This is a genomic window from Cellvibrio sp. ARAG 10.3 (assembly GCF_051846955.1).
Lineage (GTDB): Bacteria > Pseudomonadota > Gammaproteobacteria > Pseudomonadales > Cellvibrionaceae > Cellvibrio.
Map to the genome: position 1 here is coordinate 271,757 of NZ_JBPYCU010000001.1, position 21,126 is coordinate 292,882.

The 21,126-nt window shown below is 51.7% G+C and carries 12 protein-coding genes; 6 read left to right on the forward strand and 6 right to left on the reverse strand.

The window, feature by feature from the left end; genetic code table 11:
• The first annotated feature begins 327 nt into the window (after positions 1-327).
• The 5 genes from glyQ to ACSV5M_RS01110 all read left to right on the forward strand — a co-directional run bounded on the left by glyQ (position 328) and on the right by ACSV5M_RS01110 (position 7,174).
• Positions 328-1,311, forward strand: coding sequence for a glycine--tRNA ligase subunit alpha (glyQ, locus tag ACSV5M_RS01090; protein ID WP_439173558.1), 984 nt, complete (start codon positions 328-330; stop codon positions 1,309-1,311).
• Positions 1,311-3,389, forward strand: a complete 2,079-nt coding sequence (gene glyS, locus ACSV5M_RS01095) for a glycine--tRNA ligase subunit beta (RefSeq protein WP_439173560.1) — start codon at positions 1,311-1,313, stop codon at positions 3,387-3,389. Before glyQ ends, glyS begins: the two co-directional genes overlap by 1 nt.
• A 58-nt stretch (positions 3,390-3,447) precedes the next feature.
• On the forward strand, positions 3,448-4,038 hold the full coding sequence (gene gmhB / locus ACSV5M_RS01100; protein ID WP_439173561.1) for a D-glycero-beta-D-manno-heptose 1,7-bisphosphate 7-phosphatase: 591 nt from the start codon (positions 3,448-3,450) through the stop codon (positions 4,036-4,038).
• Positions 4,038-4,808, forward strand: a complete 771-nt coding sequence (locus ACSV5M_RS01105; RefSeq protein WP_439173563.1) for a lysophospholipid acyltransferase family protein — start codon at positions 4,038-4,040, stop codon at positions 4,806-4,808. The genes gmhB and ACSV5M_RS01105 overlap by 1 nt, the downstream gene beginning before the upstream one ends.
• A gap of 170 nt (positions 4,809-4,978) precedes the next feature.
• Complete coding sequence (locus ACSV5M_RS01110) at positions 4,979-7,174, forward strand: alpha-glucuronidase family glycosyl hydrolase (protein WP_439173564.1); 2,196 nt, start codon at positions 4,979-4,981, stop codon at positions 7,172-7,174.
• Positions 7,175-7,296: 122 nt separating this feature from the next.
• Here the strand turns inward: ACSV5M_RS01110 and ACSV5M_RS01115 are convergent, their stop codons facing one another.
• From ACSV5M_RS01115 to ACSV5M_RS01130, 4 genes are all read right to left on the reverse strand, one after another.
• A complete protein-coding gene (locus tag ACSV5M_RS01115) occupies positions 7,297-7,455 on the reverse strand; it encodes a DUF3309 family protein (RefSeq protein WP_439173565.1) in 159 nt (52 codons plus the stop codon).
• Positions 7,456-7,615: 160 nt separating this feature from the next.
• Positions 7,616-8,635 (reverse strand): hypothetical protein, encoded by a 1,020-nt coding sequence (locus ACSV5M_RS01120; protein WP_439173566.1) that lies wholly within the window; start codon positions 8,633-8,635, stop codon positions 7,616-7,618.
• Positions 8,636-9,523: 888 nt separating this feature from the next.
• Positions 9,524-11,056 carry a pectate lyase family protein gene (locus tag ACSV5M_RS01125; RefSeq protein WP_439173568.1) on the reverse strand — a complete coding sequence of 511 codons (1,533 nt, stop codon included), beginning with the start codon at positions 11,054-11,056 and terminating at the stop codon, positions 9,524-9,526.
• 438 nt (positions 11,057-11,494) lie between these two features.
• Positions 11,495-15,535: a pectate lyase family protein gene (locus ACSV5M_RS01130; RefSeq protein WP_439173570.1), complete on the reverse strand. Its 4,041-nt coding sequence runs from the start codon at positions 15,533-15,535 to the stop codon at positions 11,495-11,497.
• 145 nt (positions 15,536-15,680) lie between these two features.
• Here ACSV5M_RS01130 and ACSV5M_RS01135 point away from each other — a divergent pair, with 145 nt between their 5' ends.
• Positions 15,681-15,854, forward strand: a complete 174-nt coding sequence (locus tag ACSV5M_RS01135) for a hypothetical protein (protein WP_439173571.1) — start codon at positions 15,681-15,683, stop codon at positions 15,852-15,854.
• A 511-nt stretch (positions 15,855-16,365) separates the two neighbouring features.
• Here ACSV5M_RS01135 and ACSV5M_RS01140 read toward each other — a convergent pair.
• Both ACSV5M_RS01140 and ACSV5M_RS01145 read right to left on the reverse strand, forming a co-directional pair.
• On the reverse strand, positions 16,366-18,282 hold the full coding sequence (locus tag ACSV5M_RS01140) for a pectate lyase family protein (RefSeq protein ID WP_439173573.1): 1,917 nt from the start codon (positions 18,280-18,282) through the stop codon (positions 16,366-16,368).
• A 150-nt stretch (positions 18,283-18,432) separates the two neighbouring features.
• Positions 18,433-21,078 carry a pectinesterase family protein gene (locus tag ACSV5M_RS01145; RefSeq protein WP_439173574.1) on the reverse strand — a complete coding sequence of 882 codons (2,646 nt, stop codon included), beginning with the start codon at positions 21,076-21,078 and terminating at the stop codon, positions 18,433-18,435.
• Positions 21,079-21,126 lie beyond the last annotated feature (48 nt).

Here is a 21,126-nt window from a genome sequence, read left to right on the forward strand (position 1 = left end):
AACTGGCAAAACAGCCAGCCAGCTTACCGGAAAAAATCCCACAACTGAACGCCGGGTATTACTCCGATCTTCCATGGTTTCCGATCTTACCCCTGAGATCATCACCAGCATGGATGCTGGTGATGAGCCCCCAAGGACGACCCACATGGATGTGGGAAGTGTCCCGAAGCGCCGGGAGCGCGAAGGGACCGGGTTTACGGCGAGTCTCAGAGATAACCTCACAATCCATCCACAAGCATGGAGCCCGACAGTACTAATGCCGCACCAGTCCCGCTATAATCCGGCGCTCTTTTATCTTTTCGAACCGCAAGCCAGAGGCAAGTCTCCGTGTCTGACCATCAAGATTCCGCAGGTTCTCCCAAGCCTGATGCCAAAAAACCGGATGTAAGCACCTTCCAGGGGCTGATCCTCGCCCTGCAAGAATATTGGGCACGCCAGGGTTGCGTGATCCTGCAACCGCTCGACCTCGAAGTCGGCGCCGGCACCTTCCACCCCGCCACCTTCCTGCGCGCCATCGGTCCGGAAACCTGGAACACCGCCTACGTGCAGCCCTGCCGCCGCCCCAAAGACGGCCGTTACGGCGAGAACCCCAACCGCTTGCAGCATTACTACCAGTTTCAGGTTGCACTTAAACCCTCGCCGGACAATATCCAGGAACTCTACCTGGGTTCATTGCGCGAGATGGGTATCGACACCACCATTCACGACATCCGTTTTGTGGAAGACAACTGGGAATCGCCCACCCTCGGCGCTTGGGGCCTCGGCTGGGAAGTATGGTTGAACGGAATGGAAGTCACGCAGTTCACTTACTTTCAACAAGTGGGTGGGCTCGAGTGTTATCCGGTCACCGGTGAAATCACCTACGGTATCGAGCGCATCGCCATGTATCTGCAAGGTGTAGATTCAATCTTTGATCTGGTGTGGACCATCAACCCCAACGGCGACAAGGTCACCTACGGCGATGTGTTCCACCAAAACGAAGTGGAGATGTCCACCTTCAACTTTGAAGAAGCCGATACAGAATTTTTATTTCACAGCTTTGATGTGTACGAACGCGAAAGCCAGCGTTTGATGGAAAAAAGTTTGCCGCTGCCTGCGTATGAAATGGTGATGAAAGCATCTCACGCCTTTAACTTGCTGGATGCCCGCCACGCGATTTCGGTCACCGAACGCCAACGTTTTATCCTGCGCGTGCGTGCGCTGGCGCGCGCCGTGGCACAAGCTTATTTCGACAAGCGTAAATCGCTCGGCTTCCCGCTGGCCCCTGAATCTCTGCGCAATGAATTGCTGTCCGCGGAGGGAGAAGAATAATGTCTGCTGATTTTTTATTGGAACTGGGCACCGAAGAACTGCCACCCAAAGCCCTGAAAACGCTGATCGCCGCGCTGGAAGAAAATATCGCCGCGGGTTTGCAAGCTCAGGAGCTGACTTACACTGCAATCAAATCTTTTGCTGCGCCACGCCGTTTGGCGATCATCGTTGAACAGTTGATCGAGGCTACACCGCAAAAGGAACTGGTTGTGTGGGGCCCGCCAAAAACCGTGGCCTTTGATGGCGCTGGCAAGCCCACCAAAGCGGCCATTGCGTTTGCCGAGAAAAACAATATCGCTGTCGACGCATTAACAACGGAAAGCGATGGCAAAGTAGAAAAACTCGTTGCCCGCGTAACCACCGAAGGCAAGGAAACCTGCAGCCTGTTGGGCGACATCGTGGAAACCGCATTTGCCAAGTTACCCATCGCCAAGCGTATGCGCTGGGGCGCAAAACGAACCGAATTTGTACGCCCGGCTCACTGGCTGGTGATGCTCTACGGCTACGACATTGTGGACGCCACCGTGCTCGGCTTGCGCGCCAACCGTTGCACGCGCGGCCATCGCTTCCATTACAACCAGGAGCTACAACTGGAAAGTGCGGAAGAATACCTGCACAAGTTGAAGACTATCGGGTACGTGCTGGTCGATATGAACGAGCGGCGCGAACTGATCAAACAGCAGGTTGAAGCCGAAGCGAAAAAAGTGGGCGGCGTCGCGGTAATCGATGCGGACTTGCTCGACGAAGTGACTGCCCTGGTGGAGTGGCCGGTGGCCTTGACCGGTAATTTTGAAAAACGTTTTCTGGACGTGCCCGCCGAAGCCCTGATTGCCTCTATGAAGGAACACCAGAAATATTTCCACGTGGTCGATAACAAAGGCAAACTCCTGCCGCACTTTATTACTGTGGCCAACATCGAAAGTAAAAATCCCGCGCTGGTGATTGACGGTAACGAGCGCGTGATCCGCCCGCGCCTGTCAGATGCGGCCTTCTTTTTTGAAACCGATAAAAAAGTTACCCTGGAATCTCTGCGTGAGCGTTTGAAGAGCATTGTGTTTCAAGCGCAACTCGGCACGATTTACGAGAAAACCGAACGCGTCGCCGCGCTGGCGGTTTATATCGCCGGGCAATTAAAAGCCGATAAACAACTGGCTGAACGTGCCGGGCAATTGTGCAAGTCGGATCTGGTCACCAACATGGTGGGCGAGTTCGACAATATGCAGGGTATCGCCGGCTATTACTACGCATTGAATGACGGTGAAAACGTTGACGTCGCGGCGGCGATGAACGAGCAATACCTGCCGCGTTTTGCCGGTGATGAATTACCTGCAACAACGACCGGTGCCATCATTGCACTGGCGGATCGTCTCGACACCATCTCCGGTATCTTTGGCATTGGCCAACAACCTACCGGCTCCAAAGACCCTTTCGCATTGCGTCGCGCCAGTATTTCCGTGTTGCGTATTCTGGTAGAGAAAAAACTTAACCTGGACCTGCGCGACCTGTTGAATTTCGCCAAGGCGCAGCACAAAGCCTTGACTGTTGGTGACGAGCTGGTGGACACCGTGCTGGGCTATATGCTCGACCGTTTCCGCGCGTTTTATGAAGACGCACAGATTCCGGCGGAAGTCTTCCAGGCGGTTAACGCAAAGCAGATCAGTGTGCCTCTGGATATCGATCTGCGCGTAAAAGCGGTGTACGAATTCAGTAAATTGCCGCAGGCGCAAGCCTTGGCGGCCGCGAACAAACGTGTATCCAATATCCTTAGCAAACAAGCTGGCGAGATTGACGCTGCATTGAATTCCGATTTGCTCGCGGAAGCGGCCGAGAAAGACTTGGCTAAAGCGATCATCGCGAAAGCCAGTGTGGTTGCACCCCTGTATGTTGGCCATCAGTACACTGAAGCCCTGGCTAGCCTCGCCGATCTGCAGCAACCGGTAGACAACTTCTTCGACAACGTCATGGTGATGTGCGACAACCCGGCACTGCAACAAAATCGCCTGGCGCTGTTACAGCAACTGCGCGGATTGTTTTTGGAAGTAGCTGATATTTCTTATCTGGTGCCGGCGAAGAGTTAATTTTGCTGTCGGATTACGCCGCGTTATACGCGGCTAATTCGACCTACTGTGAGACGCGATGAAACTGGTAATTCTTGACCGTGATGGTGTGATCAATCTCGACCGGCCGGATTTTGTAAAGTCGGTGGATGAGTGCGTGCCGATTGCGGGCAGTATTGAGGCGATTGCGCGTTTGTCGCAGGCGGGCTTTACGGTGGTGATTGCCACCAACCAATCCGGCCTGGCGCGCGGCAAATTTGATCTTGACGATCTGGAAGCCATGCATGAAAAAATCACGCAACTGGTAGAAGATCACGGCGGTGAGATCAGTGCGATTTTTTATTGCCCCCACGCGCCGGAAGATCACTGCAAATGCCGCAAACCCAAACCCGGCTTGATCGATGCCATTGAAGCAGAATTTAATATCTCCGCCGAGGGTGCGCCGTTTATCGGCGACACTCTGCGCGATTTGCAGGCGGCGATCAGCAAGGGTTGTCAGCCGTGGCTGGTGCGCACCGGCAACGGGGTAAAAACCCTTGAGGATTTGCAGTATCCGGACAGCGACAGCACCGATGATTTCCCGGGGCTGACCCTGGAACAGGTACAGGTTTTTGATGATCTGGCCGCAGCGGCCGACTCTCTGATCAACACAACACGCGAGAATCCATAGTGCTTTACCTCCGCAGTTTATTGTTCCTGATGCTTCATAATGTCACCGGGATGATCATCGGTTTTATCGCGGTGATCATCCAACCAATCCTGCCCTACAGTTGGCGTTGGCGCATCGTGACCTTGTGGAATCGCCTGACGATGGTGTTGTTGCGGGTGTGTTGCGGCATCCGCGTTAATATCGTAGGCCAGCGACACCCGGAGCTTTATCCCTGCGTGGTGATGTCCAAACACCAGAGCACCTGGGAAACCATGTTCCTGCAATATTATTTTGGTCCGGTCAGCACCATCCTCAAAAAAGAACTGCTGCGGATTCCGTTTTTCGGCTGGGGCCTGGCCACCCTGCGTCCTATTGCCATTGATCGCAAGAATCCGATCCAGGCGCTCAAAGATGTGAAAAGCAAGGGGCTGGCGCGGCTTAAGGAAGGCAACAATTTGCTGATTTTTCCCGAAGGCACGCGTGTACCTCTGGGTACCGTAGGAAATTATGCGCGCAGCGGCGCAGACATCGCCTGCACCGCCGGTGTGCCGGTGGTGCCGATTGCACACAATGCGGCGGAATGCTGGCCCCATAAACACTTCCTTAAATACCCCGGCACGGTGACTGTCGTAATCGGCGAGCCGATACTGACAGAAGGCCGTGACCGCAAGCAGTTAACCGAAGACATCAAAACCTGGATTGAAACCCAGATCAGTCAATTGCCTCCCGCGCGCAAGGACGGCAAGCGCCCCTGGCTCGATGAAACCGACCAGGCGACTGAGCATTCCTGATTCTTTATTGCGTCCTGTCCCACCTGCGCTCCACATTGACGCTTTTTTACTTTTGGTTTATTTGACATTAACCAGAATCTTTTGCATTGTTTGTGTTTTATCCTTTCTCCGACCCAATCTGATCGACGCAAATAAACGCGTCAAATACCGATAAAAACAGGCTTAACATCATGTTCAAACGCTGCTTACCCTGGTTTCTTTCCTTAACTTGTATACTAGTCGCCCAGACAGCTTTGGCCGAAGATGGCTATGACATGTGGCTGCGCTATCCGGCAGTGTCCGATACCCGCTTGCTCAAGCAATATCGCGCGCAGGTCAAACATATCGTCAGCGAAACCGACTCACCGATCTTGCGTGCCGCAACCGCTGAATTGCAGCTCGGCCTGTCGGGATTACTGGATACCGACATCCCCCTGGCCAAACAGCTCGCCCGCAAAGGTTCTGTGGTCATCGGCACCCCGCAAGGCTCGCCGTTGATTGCCTCTCTGAAGCTCGATGATCGCCTGGCCGAACTCGGCCCCGAGGGTTATTTGATTGAGCAAACCAGGGTCAAGGCGCGCGACGCGCTGGTGATTGCCGCTAACACTGATGTGGGCGTGCTTTACGGCGTATTCGATCTGCTACGCCAAATGCAGACCCACCAGAAATTGAATGACCTTGCCATCAGCAGTGCACCGCGCGTGCAGCATCGCGTGGTCAATCATTGGGATAATTTGAATCGCCTGGTGGAGCGCGGTTACGCCGGCTTGTCACTGTGGGAATGGGGCAGCCTGCCGGAATATAAAAACCCGCGTTACACCGATTATGCGCGCATCAATGCCTCGCTTGGCATCAACGGTACGGTGATCAATAACGTCAATGCCGACCCGCGCATCCTCAGCGACCAGTTCCTGAAAAAAGCCGCCGTGCTGGCTGATATGTTCCGGCCCTACGGCATCAAGTTGTATCTCTCTATTAATTACGATTCGCCCCGTGCGTTCGGCGATCTGGATTCCGCCGATCCACTCGATCCGCGCGTACAAGCCTGGTGGAAAGCGCGCACCGAAAAAATTTATTCCTATATTCCCGACTTCGGCGGTTACCTGGTAAAGGCAGACTCCGAAGGCCAACCCGGCCCGCAAGGTTATGGTCGCAATCATGCTGAAGGCGCTAACATGCTGGCCGATGCACTCAAGCCCTATGGCGGCGTGGTGTTCTGGCGCGCCTTTGTGTACAACGCGGATATCGAAGATCGTTTTCGCGGTGCTTACGATGAGTTCACGCCATTGGATGGAAAATTTCGTGAAAACGTCATCCTGCAAGTGAAGAACGGCCCCATTGATTTCCAGCCGCGCGAACCTTTCTCGCCGCTGTTCGGCAACCTGCCAAACACCAACACCATGATCGAATTTCAGGTGACCCAGGAATATTTTGGTTTCGATAAGCATCTCGCTTATCAAGGGCCACTGTTCACTGAATCGCTCAATACAGACACTCACGCGAAAGGGCCGGGCTCAACTATCGGTAAGATTCTCGAAGGAAAGGTGTTTAATTATTCACGCACCGGTATGGCTGCCGTCATCAATCCAGGCACCGACCGCAACTGGACCGGTCATCCGTTCGTGCAGTCCAGTTGGTATGCCTTTGGCCGTTTAGCCTGGGACTACACGGTCACCGCAGAAGCCATTGCCGATGAATGGCTGCGCATGACCTTCACCAATAACGAAAAATTTATCGCACCTGCGCTTGCGATAATGATGCAGTCCCGCGAGGCTGGCGTGAACTATCGTTCGCCCCTGGGCCTTACCCATTTGTATGCGCAAGGCCACCACTATGGTCCTGCGCCCTGGCACGATAAATCCGGCCGCGCTGACTGGACGGCAACCTATTATCACCGTGCGAGTAAAGACGGCATCGGTTTTGATCGCACCGCCAGCGGTTCCAATGCGGTCGCGCAATATCATCCTGCGGTGCGCAATATCTATGCTGATATTGATAAAGTGCCGGAGGATTTACTGCTGTGGTTTCACCATGTGAGCTGGGATCACAAGATGGAATCGGGACAAACCTTGTGGGAGGAGTTGGTTCGCAAATATTACGCGGGGGTTGAGCAGGTGCGGGAAATGCAGCGTGAGTGGGATGCGCTGGAGGGGCTGATTGATCCGCAGCGGTTTGCGCAGGTGAAGGCGTTGCTGGAGATTCAGGAGCGCGATGCGGTGCGGTGGCGGGATTCCTGTGTGTTGTATTTCCAGAGTCTTTCCGGGAAACCAATTCCCGCTGGTTTGGAGCAGCCTGCGCATGATCTGGAGCATTACAAAGCGCTGGAGAGAACGCATTATGTGCCTGAGCCTTGGCACCCGGCGAGTTCAAGTCGTGCTTTAAAATAAACTTTTTTCGATGGCTCGATGTTCCTGGAATCAAGAGCTGCTTAATCCGTTTGTCATTAGGGCTTGGGTTTCGAAACCCAAGCCCTAACGCCGCACCGGCCTTTACTGCACGGCCACCGTCACTAAATGACGCCCAGTAGCACCAATACCAGCAAGATAACCAATACCAACCCTAAACCACCGGTAGGGCCGTACCCCCAACTGCGGCTGTGAGGCCAGGCGGGAAGCGCCCCGATTAATAACAGAATCAAGATGATGATCAGGATAGTTCCGACAGACATAGGTGTTCTCCTTAATGTTGATAATGTGGCCGTGCATCGCACAGCGTTTTTTTACAACCCATCACAACAATAAAATCAGCAAAATAATGATGGGGATTGGTACACCGAGTAACCATAAAAGAATCGCGTGCATCGTTGTTCTCCTTTTACAAATGTAGGTTTACAGATCGCGTTGGCGGCCGCCGAAGGTCGCTGCCAGGCTCGCTGAAAACGCGCCGATTAACAAAGAGACAAAGAACCATAAGGAAGCGTACGCCGAGGCTTCGCGTGCTTTATCCGCTGCCTCTTTTGCGGTGGTTTGTGCTTCTTGCCAACCGCTTTGGACACGCTCGTAAACCTCGTTAACCCGTTGCTCTGCTTCTGCCTGGGACAGCTCCGTTTCCTGCGCAATTAATTGCGCAACATAACGGACATCCTCTTGCGGCAAATCACCCTCTTCACGCAAGCCACGCATAAAAATACGCACGACTTCCGCCGTGTTTTCTACTGCATTATCTGCAACAGTATTCGTTTGCGTGGGTACATCGCTTGTGGCGACGGCGGCAGGTTCAGAGGCGTTGGGATTCATGCCGGGATTGGTGGTGTCCGTTGCCGGTGCGGGACTGGTGGTGGCGCTAGTGGGTTGGCGGCGGAAGAGTGAATCCACAAAATAATCCACACTTTCTCCCAATTGACCACCATCAAGTTCCACTTGCCCGGCTGTGGCGCTGGCCGTGGAGGCCAGACCACCGACCATGGAAGACCCAGCTTTTATACCGCCACTGACGATGGCGCCGGTCACTGAACTTAAAAAAGCCGCGGTAGCTAAAGTCGCTACTGACCACGCAAGAAAACCATGGGCGGTATCGCGAAAATAGACTTCGTGCGTATGCACACCGACCCATTTGGTTCTGAGTCGCCCCGCGATATAACCGCCAATTGCCGAGGCGGCAAATGCCATAAAAATCACCCAGATAATGGTGGATATGCCAAAGGTGGTTGCGCTGATTCCTTCACCAGACCAGGGCGAGGTAGTAGCAAACCCTAAACCAGCGCCGAGGATTAACAGGATTAATGACAAACCTGCTGCGGCCGCTGCACCGGCAAAGATGGCGCCCCAGGAAACCGCGCTGGCAGAAATTGCTGCGAGATTTGTTGCGTCGTTGCGATAAACAGGATTTTCTTCAAGCGTGGTTTGCATACCGATCTCCTTTTTCGTTCGCGTTAAATTATTTTTTTAGAGTACTGAAGCGCGAAAGTAGTTTAGGTGGTATTAACGGTCTGTTCGTTCACACACCTACCAAGAGGCACCAATGGGGCTGAGGCACACACTCACTGAGTGGCTGCGTCGTCGAAAATTGTGCAAAACAAACGAGGCGGGTAGTTTTTTAAGGAAGTAAACGCAGTGGTCGCTTTACGCGGAGAGGTTAAAAAATTCTATCGGCAAGTTTTTGCTATTCGCAGCATCATCCGCAGGTGAATAGCAAAAACTATAAAGGACAAAAAATTGATGGCTCATTAATGCGGGTATCTCACCACGGATTCGGATTAGGAATCACCACATTAAAAATAATATTGATCAACAACAGCGATACACACAACAGAATTTGTTTGGAAGGGCTGAGTTCTTTCATTTTCTTATCTCTTATTTTTATGTTGCGATCACACACAATACGCAACAGCTTGTTTTATAACTTCTTTAATATTTGCCGGCAAAATAGCGCTGGAAATATCAACGAAACTTATAACCAAGTCCTTATGAGATTTCTTACAACCGCGTTTCAACAGAGGTTTACAGCAATGTGGCCTGATCCTACACCCAAGGCGTGCCACCTAGATCGGAGATACATATATCGGAAAAGTTACAGCTTGCTTACTAAGCTTGGCGTTATTTTGCACACAAGGTTTTTTTCAAGTCAATCGTCTTTTGTACAATTTTTAACAACTTTTTCAATCCTGCTTACCGGTTCAATCAACTCTCTTTTTGGTAAGGGATTTATATAAGAAAAACTCCCACAAGACTTAACTTACGAGAGTTTTTCCAGTTTCCAGTTATATCGGTGCCGGGTCAGCGGACCGACATTGCCGGTTAAAGACAACCCTTTAACTTTCCGACTCCGGCATTAACCAAGACGTGTGCTCTCGCTGCGGAGGCTGACATCAGGCTATATGAATAAGGCGGTGTGTAGTTGACCGTTGAACCTACGTTCGGTCCCGCTACGACACAGGCGGATTCACCATCACAGGTTGAGGGCTCCCAGGTCACACCGGAATACACATTGGTGTCACTGCTGCCAACGTCCCAATAACCGATTTGGGAGCTATCTTTGCTAAGAATCGGATTTTTTACATTTTCAAAGTAATTTCCATCAATACGGATACGGGCACCCATACGTGAGTTAATCGCCGTTTCCAGCACGTTTTTGTAATAATTGTTAAACACGTGGCCCTGACCAAAACGGAACAACGGCAAGCGAGAGTTTACATTTTCAAAACGGTTGTGGTGGAAGGTTATACGGCGTTCATAAGCATTTGTATCACTTGAGCCCCAGAGCGATGTTTTCCAACTGTCATGCAGATAATTGTAAGAAAGGGTGATGTTGTCGATCTCGCCTTTGCCGCTTATCAGCTCATCGTAATAATCCTTGCCGACGTTGAGGCTGTTGTACAACTCGTTATGGTCGATCCATACGTTGGTGGAATTGCCATCCAGACTGATACCATCTTTTTGACCAATGCGGTTGTAACGAACCACGATGTTACGCACGATGATGTTATCCGCACGCACGATATTCAAACCGATACCATCAAATATACCGTTGGTCCCCACTCCCAGAATCGATACATTTTCCATGTCTTTGATATCAAACTGGGTTGCACCGGCGCTGTTGGCTGGTGTGATCGTTCCGTTAACATAAATCTTGATGGGTGTTGTGTTATTTTTCTTGCTCGCCAATGCCGTTACCAATTGCGCACCGGTTGTCACTGTCACGCTGGTACCGCCAGCACCACCGGTGGTGCCGCCGCCCAACGAGGCAAAACCGCGTACTGTATTCGCCTCCTGACACGACATCAAAGAACCGGACGACGTACTGGATGAACTTGATGAACTGGATGAATTGCTGGAGCTGGAGGCCACGCTGGAGGAAGCGCTGCTACCTGAAGCGTTATACACTTCGATTTCGGCCATGCGTAGCGGCGAGCTGCCGTTAACGATCAGATTCAACTTTTTCATATTGACCGCGCCCAAATTGACCGTGCGCGCAGCTCCAATACCTGATCCTGTTGCCAGTACCGCACCGGTATCGTTGTTAACCAGTTGCCAGTTAGCCACATTGCTACCGGACTCGCGCAACACTACTGTATTGAAATTAATCGCACTGCTCCACTTAACGGAAACACGTTGATTAGTCGTGCCACTTGCTTGCGTATAGGTAGAAGTACTTCCATCGCGCACCAGTTTTGTATCGCTGAAGCCAGAACCATCGGCACCAGCACCCGGGCCGGTGATGGATAAATTCGAACCGAGATTTTGTGCATGCACTGCGTTTAATGACATCAGGTTGATCAACGCCAAGGCGGCTATAGTAGCAATGCCTTTTGGTGATTTTATCGCTCTCATCTTAATGTACCTGTTAATAATTATTCGTTATGGTTCACACCACCATCCATTGATGATGGTACGTTGCTATCGCAATCAAGAATACGTTTCTGAGATGTCTCTCCTTATAAAATACACACGATAAAGCCATCCGATGCCTGGTGTATAAAAGTCATACATCAACCATCAGCTGGATAGTGAATTGGCGTTTGGGAAAAGTCGCTACGCAAAACGCAACGCCGGGAACCAGGAAAAGCTTTTTTATTGTTCTTGTCAGCCAACTTAAAAATCCGCTGCCAGCGCAAACCGACAACGGATTTTTAAGATAACTTCCAAAGCATTTATATAGCACTACGGCTTCAGGACATCGTTTACATCACTATCGATAAAGCACGTATCTCGCAGGTTTTTAGCGACCGGCATCACCACTTGGCGACACCGGCAGCTAATTCACTCATATTACAGGCAAGGCACTTTACCCAAGCCCAAGACATAGTAGCGATCACCCGCCAAAGGCGAGTTGAATGGCAACACACCATCGCGGCCTGCAGTCGCACTCACGTAATCCACCAGATCCTGGCCAGCGGTGAAGCGCCAGTCAGCGATGTTGTTTTGCGATCTGGATGAATACTGCTGCGTCAGGTTACCCACGCTGCCGGATGAAGCAGTGATCTGCCGTTGCGTTGTGCTGTCGATGTTGCACGCACCGTCGGAGAACCACAGGTAGATGCCTTCGCCACGGAAGCTGCCGCCGCTGATGTCACGCACCAGGTTAGACTGCAGTTCGTCCAGGGAAGATTCCAGTGAGCTTTTTTCCTGGTGCGCACGATTGACCACAAACGCGTTATCTTCCCACAGCACGCTCGCACCGACACGAATGCTGAGGATATCTTTGCGGTAGTTGACGAACACGTTGTTGAACATGTGCGAAGTACCACGGCGAATCAGCGGAACACGACGCAAGGTATTACCCAACGAACTGTAGCTGCCATCGCGCGTGATAAACGCATTGTGGTGCATGGTGGTCGTGATCTGCTCGTTGATGGTCCGGCTGTCGCTGGAGCCATGCAGGGATGCACGCTTCACATCCACCAGTTTGTTGTAAGAAATGGTGATGTCATAGGCACCGACTTTCACATCAAAAGCAGCATCGCCTGTGGTGTCAAAGTTGTTGCGATGAATCCAGATATCGTGTGACTCGCCGGTAGCGCGAATCATATCGGGATCAAGGCCGTGATCTTCAGTGTGACCTGCGCCTACGAAGTTCAGGTGTGTCAGGATCACGCTGTTCGATGTCTGAATCGCTTGACCTGAACTGTCGCGACCAATCGCAAAACCGTTGAAACGGAAGAAAGCTTCACTCATCCGACCGTCGAGGGTTTTATTGGAACCGACAACGGTATTGCGAATCGGCAAGTCACTTTCATTCAACGCGTTGTTGAAGAATTCACTCACACAATTTGCGCTGGAAATACCTTTGCTGGAACACCATTGGGTGTAGTTGATACATTGTGCTTCGGTTGCGCCCAGGTGTGATTGAACAGCGGCGTTACCACATTGCAAACGGTACATCGCAATTTCAGATGGGTTCGCGAAATCAAATTTGTCGAACACAATCCAGTTATGCGCGTTATCGGTAATTGCATCATAAATTTGTTGCTCTACCGAGGTGCTGCCGTTTTTGGTGATGACCGTCAGTTTACTGTTGCCATTGGGATCGTAACCACCGCGTGCATTCTCACCGTAACCCACCGGTTGACCCAGGGTTTGCGCCAGACACTCAACGATTTCCTGGTCACTTTGCAGCGAGGTATCACGCCAGTTCACGTTGGGGTTGGTGGCAAGGTTGATACAGTCATTACTTAATGGACCGGAGTAATTCGGCAGTGAAGAGTTAGCGGCGCTGCTGCTGGAGTTTGCGACAGAAGACGAGCTGCTGCTCACGGCCACACTGGAGCTGGACACTGGCGGTGTGCTGCTGGCTGAGCTATTTGCCGATGAAGAGGATGTACCGACATCACCGCTGGCGTTGTAGACCTCGAACTCCGCAATCTGCGGCGCACTGCTCGCACTGTCGATCATCAGATTCAGCTTGCTGGCGGATACACTGCCAATGCTGATCACACGCTCACTACCCAGGCTTGAACCGGAGGCCAATACCGCGCCGTTGTCGTTGTTAACAATCCGCCAACTGGTGGTCGCGTTGTTCAATTCGCGAATAATCACGGTGTTGAAAGTGCCGCTCAAGCCTTTGACTGACACACGTTGACCGCTGGTAGAGCTGGGCGACCAGTAGGTGCCCAGGTTGCCGTCAGTCACACTGCCATAGCTGGTGCCATTACCTTTGCTGCTACCGTCGGCGGCCGCGCCAGCTGCAACATTGCTACCGAGTACAACTGGCTCAGGTTCCGGTGCACTACTGCTTGACGCACTACTGACAGGGGTCGAGCTGGCGGAGGACGCAGGTGCGCTGCCGGTGGTGGTGATTTCAAGGTAATCCACATTCGGGCCACCGTTAGCGGTGGTTGATGCTGCGCGGATGACGTTAGTACCGGCATTGAGCGTTAACGTAATACTTTGCGTTGCCCAGGATGCCCAACCACCCGTGCCACTGAAAGCCAACCCACTGTTCACGACATTGCCATTTACGCTGATCGCCATCGGACGGTTCACGGTCGTGCCATTGGCAAACCGGAAGGTGGCCGTAACCTGACCAGCGCTCGGTACGTTGACTGTCCATTCACCGTAGCTGTCGCTTACGTTTTCATAGTCAGCAAAGCCCGTACCGCTGTAGCCACTGTGAATGTTGTCGACAGTGCCGCGATACAGGTAAGCGCTTTCGGCTTCATAACGCACCGTCTCGTTGATCGGCGGCGCTGAGCTGCTGACAGAACTGCTGCTCGGTAGGGGTGTTGCGCTGGATGCTGAAGACGCGCTGCTAGCCGGGACACTGCCACTGGCGTTGTACATTTCGAACTCGGCGATTTGCGGCGCGCTGTTAGCGCTGTCGATCATCAGGTTGAGCTTACTGGCGGAGATGGTGCCAAATCCGGTGATGATGCGCTCGCCACCTAATGTTGTGCCAGATGCCAATACATTTCCATTGTCGTTGTTGATCAACCGCCAGCTGGTTGTTGCGTTGTTCAATTCGCGAATGATCACGGTATTGAAACTGCCACTCAGACCCTTGATAGAAACACGCTCGCCGCTGGTAGAGCTGGGCGACCAGTAGCTGCTCAGATTCCCGTCGGTAACATTTCCGTAGCTGGTACCGCCGCCTTTACTGGTACCGTCAGCAGCTGCACCACCGGCAAGGTTAGTGCCCAGAACCAATTCACCACCGGGCGTGCTGGAGTTGCTGGATGAACTTGCAGGTGTGCTTGAAACACTGGAAGCACTGGAAGAGCTGGTGGGCTGGCCCGGATCAACACTGCACGAACCATCAGATGTTGCCAAGCCTTTACCCGCACCGGCGGTCGCTTTGACGATGTCTCTGACACAATTCACTGCATCCAGTTGATACGAATAGGGAATGTTGATAGACGTGGTGGATACCGGGTTCGGGCCCGCCGGGAATTCATCGGACGCTGAAGTCCAGGTGACGTTTTCAAAGATATTATCTTTAAGATCCCAGTAACCCATGTTGGTGGTGTAGAACGTGCCGATAGGGTTGTTGGCATTTTCAAAGTGATTGTGTTCGGCTTTGATCTTGCCGCCCATACGCGGATTCATACCGGATTTGGTGATGCCGTTGTAGTAGTTGTTGAACGCGTGCGCCGTACCGTGACGCAACAGCGGCATGCGCGAATCCACATCCTGGTAATAGTTGTGATGGAAGGTGACGAAGGTGTTGGTGTCGTCACTGTCGCTGGAGCCCATCAAGCCGCCGCGACCGGAATGGTGGTAATGCGTGTAAGACACCGTCACATATTGCGTGGTGGCTTTCATATCCAGCAAAGAGTCGTAACCATCATCCTCGCCGCCGGTGGCTTCGAGCGTACAGTGGTCAACCCACACATTGAATACACCGCTTTCCATACCGATGGCGTCACCGCCGTTAGAGGTAGGTGAACCGGATTTCTTCACATTTTTGATGTGCAGGTTTTGCAGAATAATGTTGGAGGTATCGCGTAAATGAATACCAATCTGGTCAAACACCGCGCCGCTGCCTGTACCAATCAATGAAATATTGCTGACACCTTTGAATTGAATTTCATCGTCCTTGGTGTCACAACTACCGGAATATTTTTGGGTGTTGCCGTGGTTGATGGTGCCGCTCACATAAATAATCAGCGGCGTATCGTCGGAGGCGCGATTACACATCGCCTGGTTAATTTGAGCACCGGTGCTGGCATATACCACCTGGCCACCGGCACCACCGGTGGTGCCGCCATTTAAGGTGGCATAACCAATCGGGCCCGCCGCCGCAACCGCAGCAGTCAGTAAACTGCCCGCGCCGAGCGCGCACTGGCGCAATAAAAGGGGAACTCGCATCTTCATAAATTTTTCCTTCTTATCTTGTTACGCCTGCTTCGTTATGTGGTTGATTAGCAGGGCGTAATGAGTGAGTTAACAGAAAGGGGAATGCTGGGTGTTGACGTTTGACCTCCTCGAGAAAATGGGAAACATAAACAACAAGACTTCAATGAGTGAACTCATCGAAGCATTGCTCTTTACCACGGTTACCACTATGTTTTTACAGCGCCGCGACAGCACTGCGCCATGGAGACAAAAATCCACACACGGCGCACTGTATCTTGCGGCTGCAAATCGAAACGTAAAAAAGATGTACCACGTGATTGCGGGAATTCCGCATTAGCGTTGTTATCCAACGCTGTATTTTTTAATTATTGTTGTTATGTGCAGGTCTTTTGCCTGCGTAATTAACGACGTCTTTTCAGACTTCTCTCACCGTCTTTTTATGTTTTTTACATCGCCCGCTGAATCCTGCGGCGGGTTGGCGCGAGCCCTGAAGCAATGTGAAAAGGGATCCGCTGGTATGGCTTTCCCTGTCTTGGCGTGTTGATCAATTCTTGCACTTTCCCCAATTGCAGGTCAATCAATAATTTTGTCATTTTTGCGGATTATTGTGATGGATATTGCCATTTTATGAATGGATACGATTACATTTTTCTCATGAAAAGCATGTAATCGTTTACTTATCTTTCTGGTTATGAGGTGTAATTGTGGTCAGCATGGGAGGTTACAACTTTGGGTTCTTAATGCGCGCTCTGCTTGAACCCCTGGAAATTCACTTTCACTGGTCCTATAAATAACAAAGCCCGCAAACGCGGGCTTTGTCATCTGTGAAGGTGATGCCGATCATTTGCTTAATCGGTGGTACAACTCGCGGTATCTGGCTCGCTATCCGTATCACTTTGATAACCGATCCAAAGATCATCTATAACAACCGTAGCGCTACTTTCCGTGCGTAGCTGAATAAACGAGTTGGCGTTACCCACACTACTATCAATGACCACACGCTGACCGGCCGTCAGGGTATCTGCGCCGGCGTTAAACACACGGCTGGAGCTGCCATGAATTGAATTGCCTGCAGAGGTGCCATTATTGTTCACCGACACCTGCAAGGCTCCCGCACCACTCGCCGCTTTGACACAAAAAGAGATACGGTAAGCTTGGCTTAAATCCAGTTCACCAAATGTTTGGGTGTCTCCGGAAGTGGTGCTAGTCGCAGGCTGGGTGTTCGCCAGGGTAAAGCGCCCTCCGGCCAAGGTTACCTGATTACCACTAAACGTTACCGTACCACCGCTGCGATAATAGAAGGGCTCAAAGGAACTCGCGAGAGCTTTGTATGTAGCACTAAAAAAGTCCGTAGCACTTACTACATTGTTGAAACCTTCGCTTACCGGCAGGTCGGTCATCTCAATAACGCCTGATGATGAGCTACTACTGGAGTTTCCCGCTGAAGAACTACTGCCAGTGCCGGGCACAGCAATGGCGCCTTCGATGCTGACATCAATTTTACCTACACCGGCATTGGCCATCACAATGGCTGGGACGTCAGCCGCTGCATCCATCTCTACGGTGTAGGGTACTCCGGCATTACAGGAAATTGATTGCATTTGGCCATCAATAATTTCCGGAATAATCAGCGCACCGTTGCCAACGCTCCGACTATAAATACTGTCCACCAGCGTATTGTCATTGTTCGTTTGCCAACAACCTGGTGTCGGCGAATCTGAAGAGGCTAGCAAAGGATTGTTGGTGTTGTGAAAGTAGTTGCTTTCAACCAGAGCCCGCCCTTCGGAACGCGAATTGATGCCGTGAATCATGGCGGCACGATTTTCGTTAGACCAATAGTTGTTGTAGATATGTACCAAGGCATGGCGAATTAGCGGCGTGCGCTGTTCGATATTTTTGTACCAATTGTGATGAAAGGTAATATTGTCGTTTCCTTGCGGCGAATCGTTAGAACCAATTAATCCACCACGGCTGGAGTCGTTAAATAAATTGTATGAAACTGTCACGTTAGTGACCCCATCTTTCATATCCAGGAGCGAGTCATAACCGTCTTTTTCACCACCTGACGCCTCCAGCCAGTTATGGTCGATCCAGACGCGATTAACGTCACGCTCAATTCCAATGGCATCACCACCGTTAGAGGTTGGGGTGCCGCTTTTCTTCACGTTACGAATATGTACGTTTTGAATGATGATGTTATTCGCTGATCGCAGGTGAATACCGATTTCATCAAACAAGGCGTTCGTGCCCACGCCAATGATCGACACATTACTGGTGTTTTTAATTTCGATAACATCTGATTGTGTATCGCACCCTTGCGCTGTGGTGTTAGCGTGATTAATCGTACCGTTGACCAGAATCACTACGGGTGCCGTTCTATTCCCATTGCGTGAACCACACAACGCCTGATTTAACTCCGTTCCAGTAGACACAAGATAGACCGGGCCACCTTGACCGCCAGTGACATTTTCGTATGCGGCAAAACCCTCTATCTTGGCCGGACGAATTCCATCCGTACCCGACGCTGAAGATGAGCTGCTGCTCTCCACGTTACTGCTATTTGAACTGCTGATCGCCGAACTTTCTGAAGAGCTATTTGCAGAGGAGCTATCCCCTGCGGAGCTTTGTACAGAAGAACTGGCTAAAGAAGAGCTGGCGGAAGAACTGCTAACCGGCGCACTGGAGCCACTACCGGATGAGCCGCCGCCACAGGCAACAAGCGCGCTCGTAAGCGCGATTGTCAAAGCGAGCTGTGTAATTTTCATAGGTTGATTCTCTCGTTTATTGTTGCGTTTTTTTATTGCGTTTTTGAACGTCCATTTTGGTTTTGTTGCTGCCCTTTTTCAGGGGGCAGCGTTTGTTGTTTTTTTTGAGGGGCTTGTCGGATTACGCCTTTGGCTAATCCGACCTACGTCTTAGGGCTGCGGGTTCCAGCCGGCACCCGCGTTGTAGGTTGAAAAGATTTTTGCGCGATCAGCGAACTCATCTTCGTACTCGGTTTGCGACAAGGTGTAACCGAGCGTCCAATTGCTGACATCCAGCACTTCACCGGCGAGATTCATGCTGTTGTATTGACGCCAGCCGCTGATGGCGGAGGGCACAGCAGGATTGGCAACGGGATTATCGGACCAGCCCGTGGAGCGAATGTGAGCGTCCATCCTGGTGTTCACAAACACAATGTTGTCGTAGTAAGACGCACTGCCACCACTGCGCGCCAGCCACACGGTTTCATCGGCAAATTCTTCACCCGTTGGGCCTGCACCGCGTGTGAGTTCACTGTTGAGGAATACAAAACCTTTGTCCTCTGCGTTGACTGTCCGCGCTTGCAGGATAATGCCGCCGTTGTTATGGCCGCTGGAACGACCGAGGGTGCGAATTTCACTTTCTTCAAACAGCGCCACGCGATTGTTGCCCCAAATGTAATCGACATTACCCGCGACCAGGGTTTGATAAAACCAGCTGTAACCTTTCAGTTGCAGCGTATCCTGTTCGCTGATAAAGCTGGCGTTCTTCGCGATCAAACGTTGTTGGCTGTTGAAGTAAAGGGTTTCCGCCTGGCCACCTGCGCCGATCAACGTCGTGTTTTTCAGGGTAAGGTTTTCCAGGGTTAACAAATCGGCATTCGCCACCAGGAACACATTGCGTCCCTCGGAGCCGCCGTTCAAGCCTTCGGAATTGCGATACTGAATAATCACACCATCGCGACTTTCACCGCGAAGGGTGAGGTTGTCTTTGTTGTTCAGGTACAACAATTCTTCGTAAACACCATCCTGGATTTCAATCGTGGCCGGTGTTTCTTTCGCAATATTTTCCATCACGAAATTTAATGCACCTTGCACGGAACCAAAGTCGCTGGTTGCGCCGTCTTTGCCAACAGTCAACGCGGTGGTCTCAATGGCGGGCGGTGCCGCTTTGGTGGTGAAAGACCAACCCGCATCTTTACCAATACCGGCGAAGACCTCACCGGCCAATGTAGCCTCCGGGAATACCGACGCACTGATGGCCACGTAATAGGTGGTGTTGTATTCCAGCTTATCGCTGTGCAAATCAATCGTCACCGTATTGCCGGTCAACTGAATCGGCAGCGTGTTCAATGTGCGCGTGGTTGAACCCACACCGATGGTGTCTTTTTCGTAGGCCAGTTTGATGCTGTCCACCAGTGTGTCGTCATCGGCTTTGAAGATACGGATTGCGCCTACATCACCGAAAGTCGGCGCTTCATCAAAGGTCAGGCTCAGGCTGGTATCCACATGCACGTTGGTACTTCCAGGCGCAGGAAAAGCCGCACACTCAAGATCGTAAGTTGCTACGGGTAAAACAAACTCCGGCGCAATAGTCGCGTTGATACGCCGCGTGAGGCCTGCATCCGATCCACTGGTGAAGGTGATAACCGCACTGCCCTCGCCCACCGGCGCAAGCGAAACCTGCGCGCCTTCTACGCTGACTGACACCACCGTCGGATCGCTCGACTCCACGGTAAAATTATCCACATCACCACTGGGCGCTACTGCTGTCACATCAATCACGTAAGGTTCGTCATTCACCTCAGCCGCATAAGTGGTGCTTGCAGGCGTGATACTTAATTGCGCGGGCTTGTCATTGGCATTGCCCACTTTTATGTCGTCGATCTCGAAGGATTTATTCGCCGTCCACAAACCAATTAAGCCAGTTGATGTAAATTCTGCATCGGTTCGGCTACCAATCAATTCGCCATCGAGATACACCGTTAAGGCATCACCGATCAGCTCAATGCGCAGCGTGTACCAGGTGCCATCGGTCGCATCTCTTGCGCCCTGTTCTAACGGCCGCTTAACTTGCAGCGGCCGCGACAGCACGCCGTCTTTCATCATGGCAATTTCTACCTGGGTGCTGGTCGTTGCGTTCTGCACATTCAACGCACCGGCATACCAGTTATTGCCGTCCTGATAACGGGCCAGCAAATAAATTTGTTTATTACCCGTCGTACCGTTCGCACGCGGACGAACACGCGCCTCCACGTAATAATCCGCCGAGGTCACGCCGGTAAATTCCGCCGGATCAACCAAAGCAATTACGCCGCCGACATTGTTGGCGGTATAACGCAATACATTGTTGCCAGCGTCATCCAGCACATCGAAAGCACCGTTGGGCGTCCACTCGTGCTCGGTTGTGGGCAACAGATTCCACTTACCATCGCCTGCGGAAAAATCATCGCAGAAATATAAACCGTCTTCACACACATATTCCGGAAGATCATCAACCGGTGCTTCGGTTTCCGGCTCAGCGCCATCGAGCACACTGCGACTTAAGGGCGTCACCGCCGCAAAGTCAATCGCCGCCACCTCGCAACCCGGCTCGCTGGATGCGGTGCTTGAACTTTGTTCGGATGATGAAGCGTCCGATGATGTCGGCACAGACGAGGATTGCTCAGAAGATGATTGCGCCTCCGACGAGGACGATAAGGAGCTTGAAGAAATAGTCGGAGAAGATGATGCGCTTGAAGAGGAGGAATTGTTATCGGAACCGCCACAGGCGACCAGTGCGCTGCTGATTAGCAGCACAGCTAAAAGGTTTTTATTCATGTTGTACATCTCTTTATTATTAAGGTTGTTTATCGGCTCTCACACCGA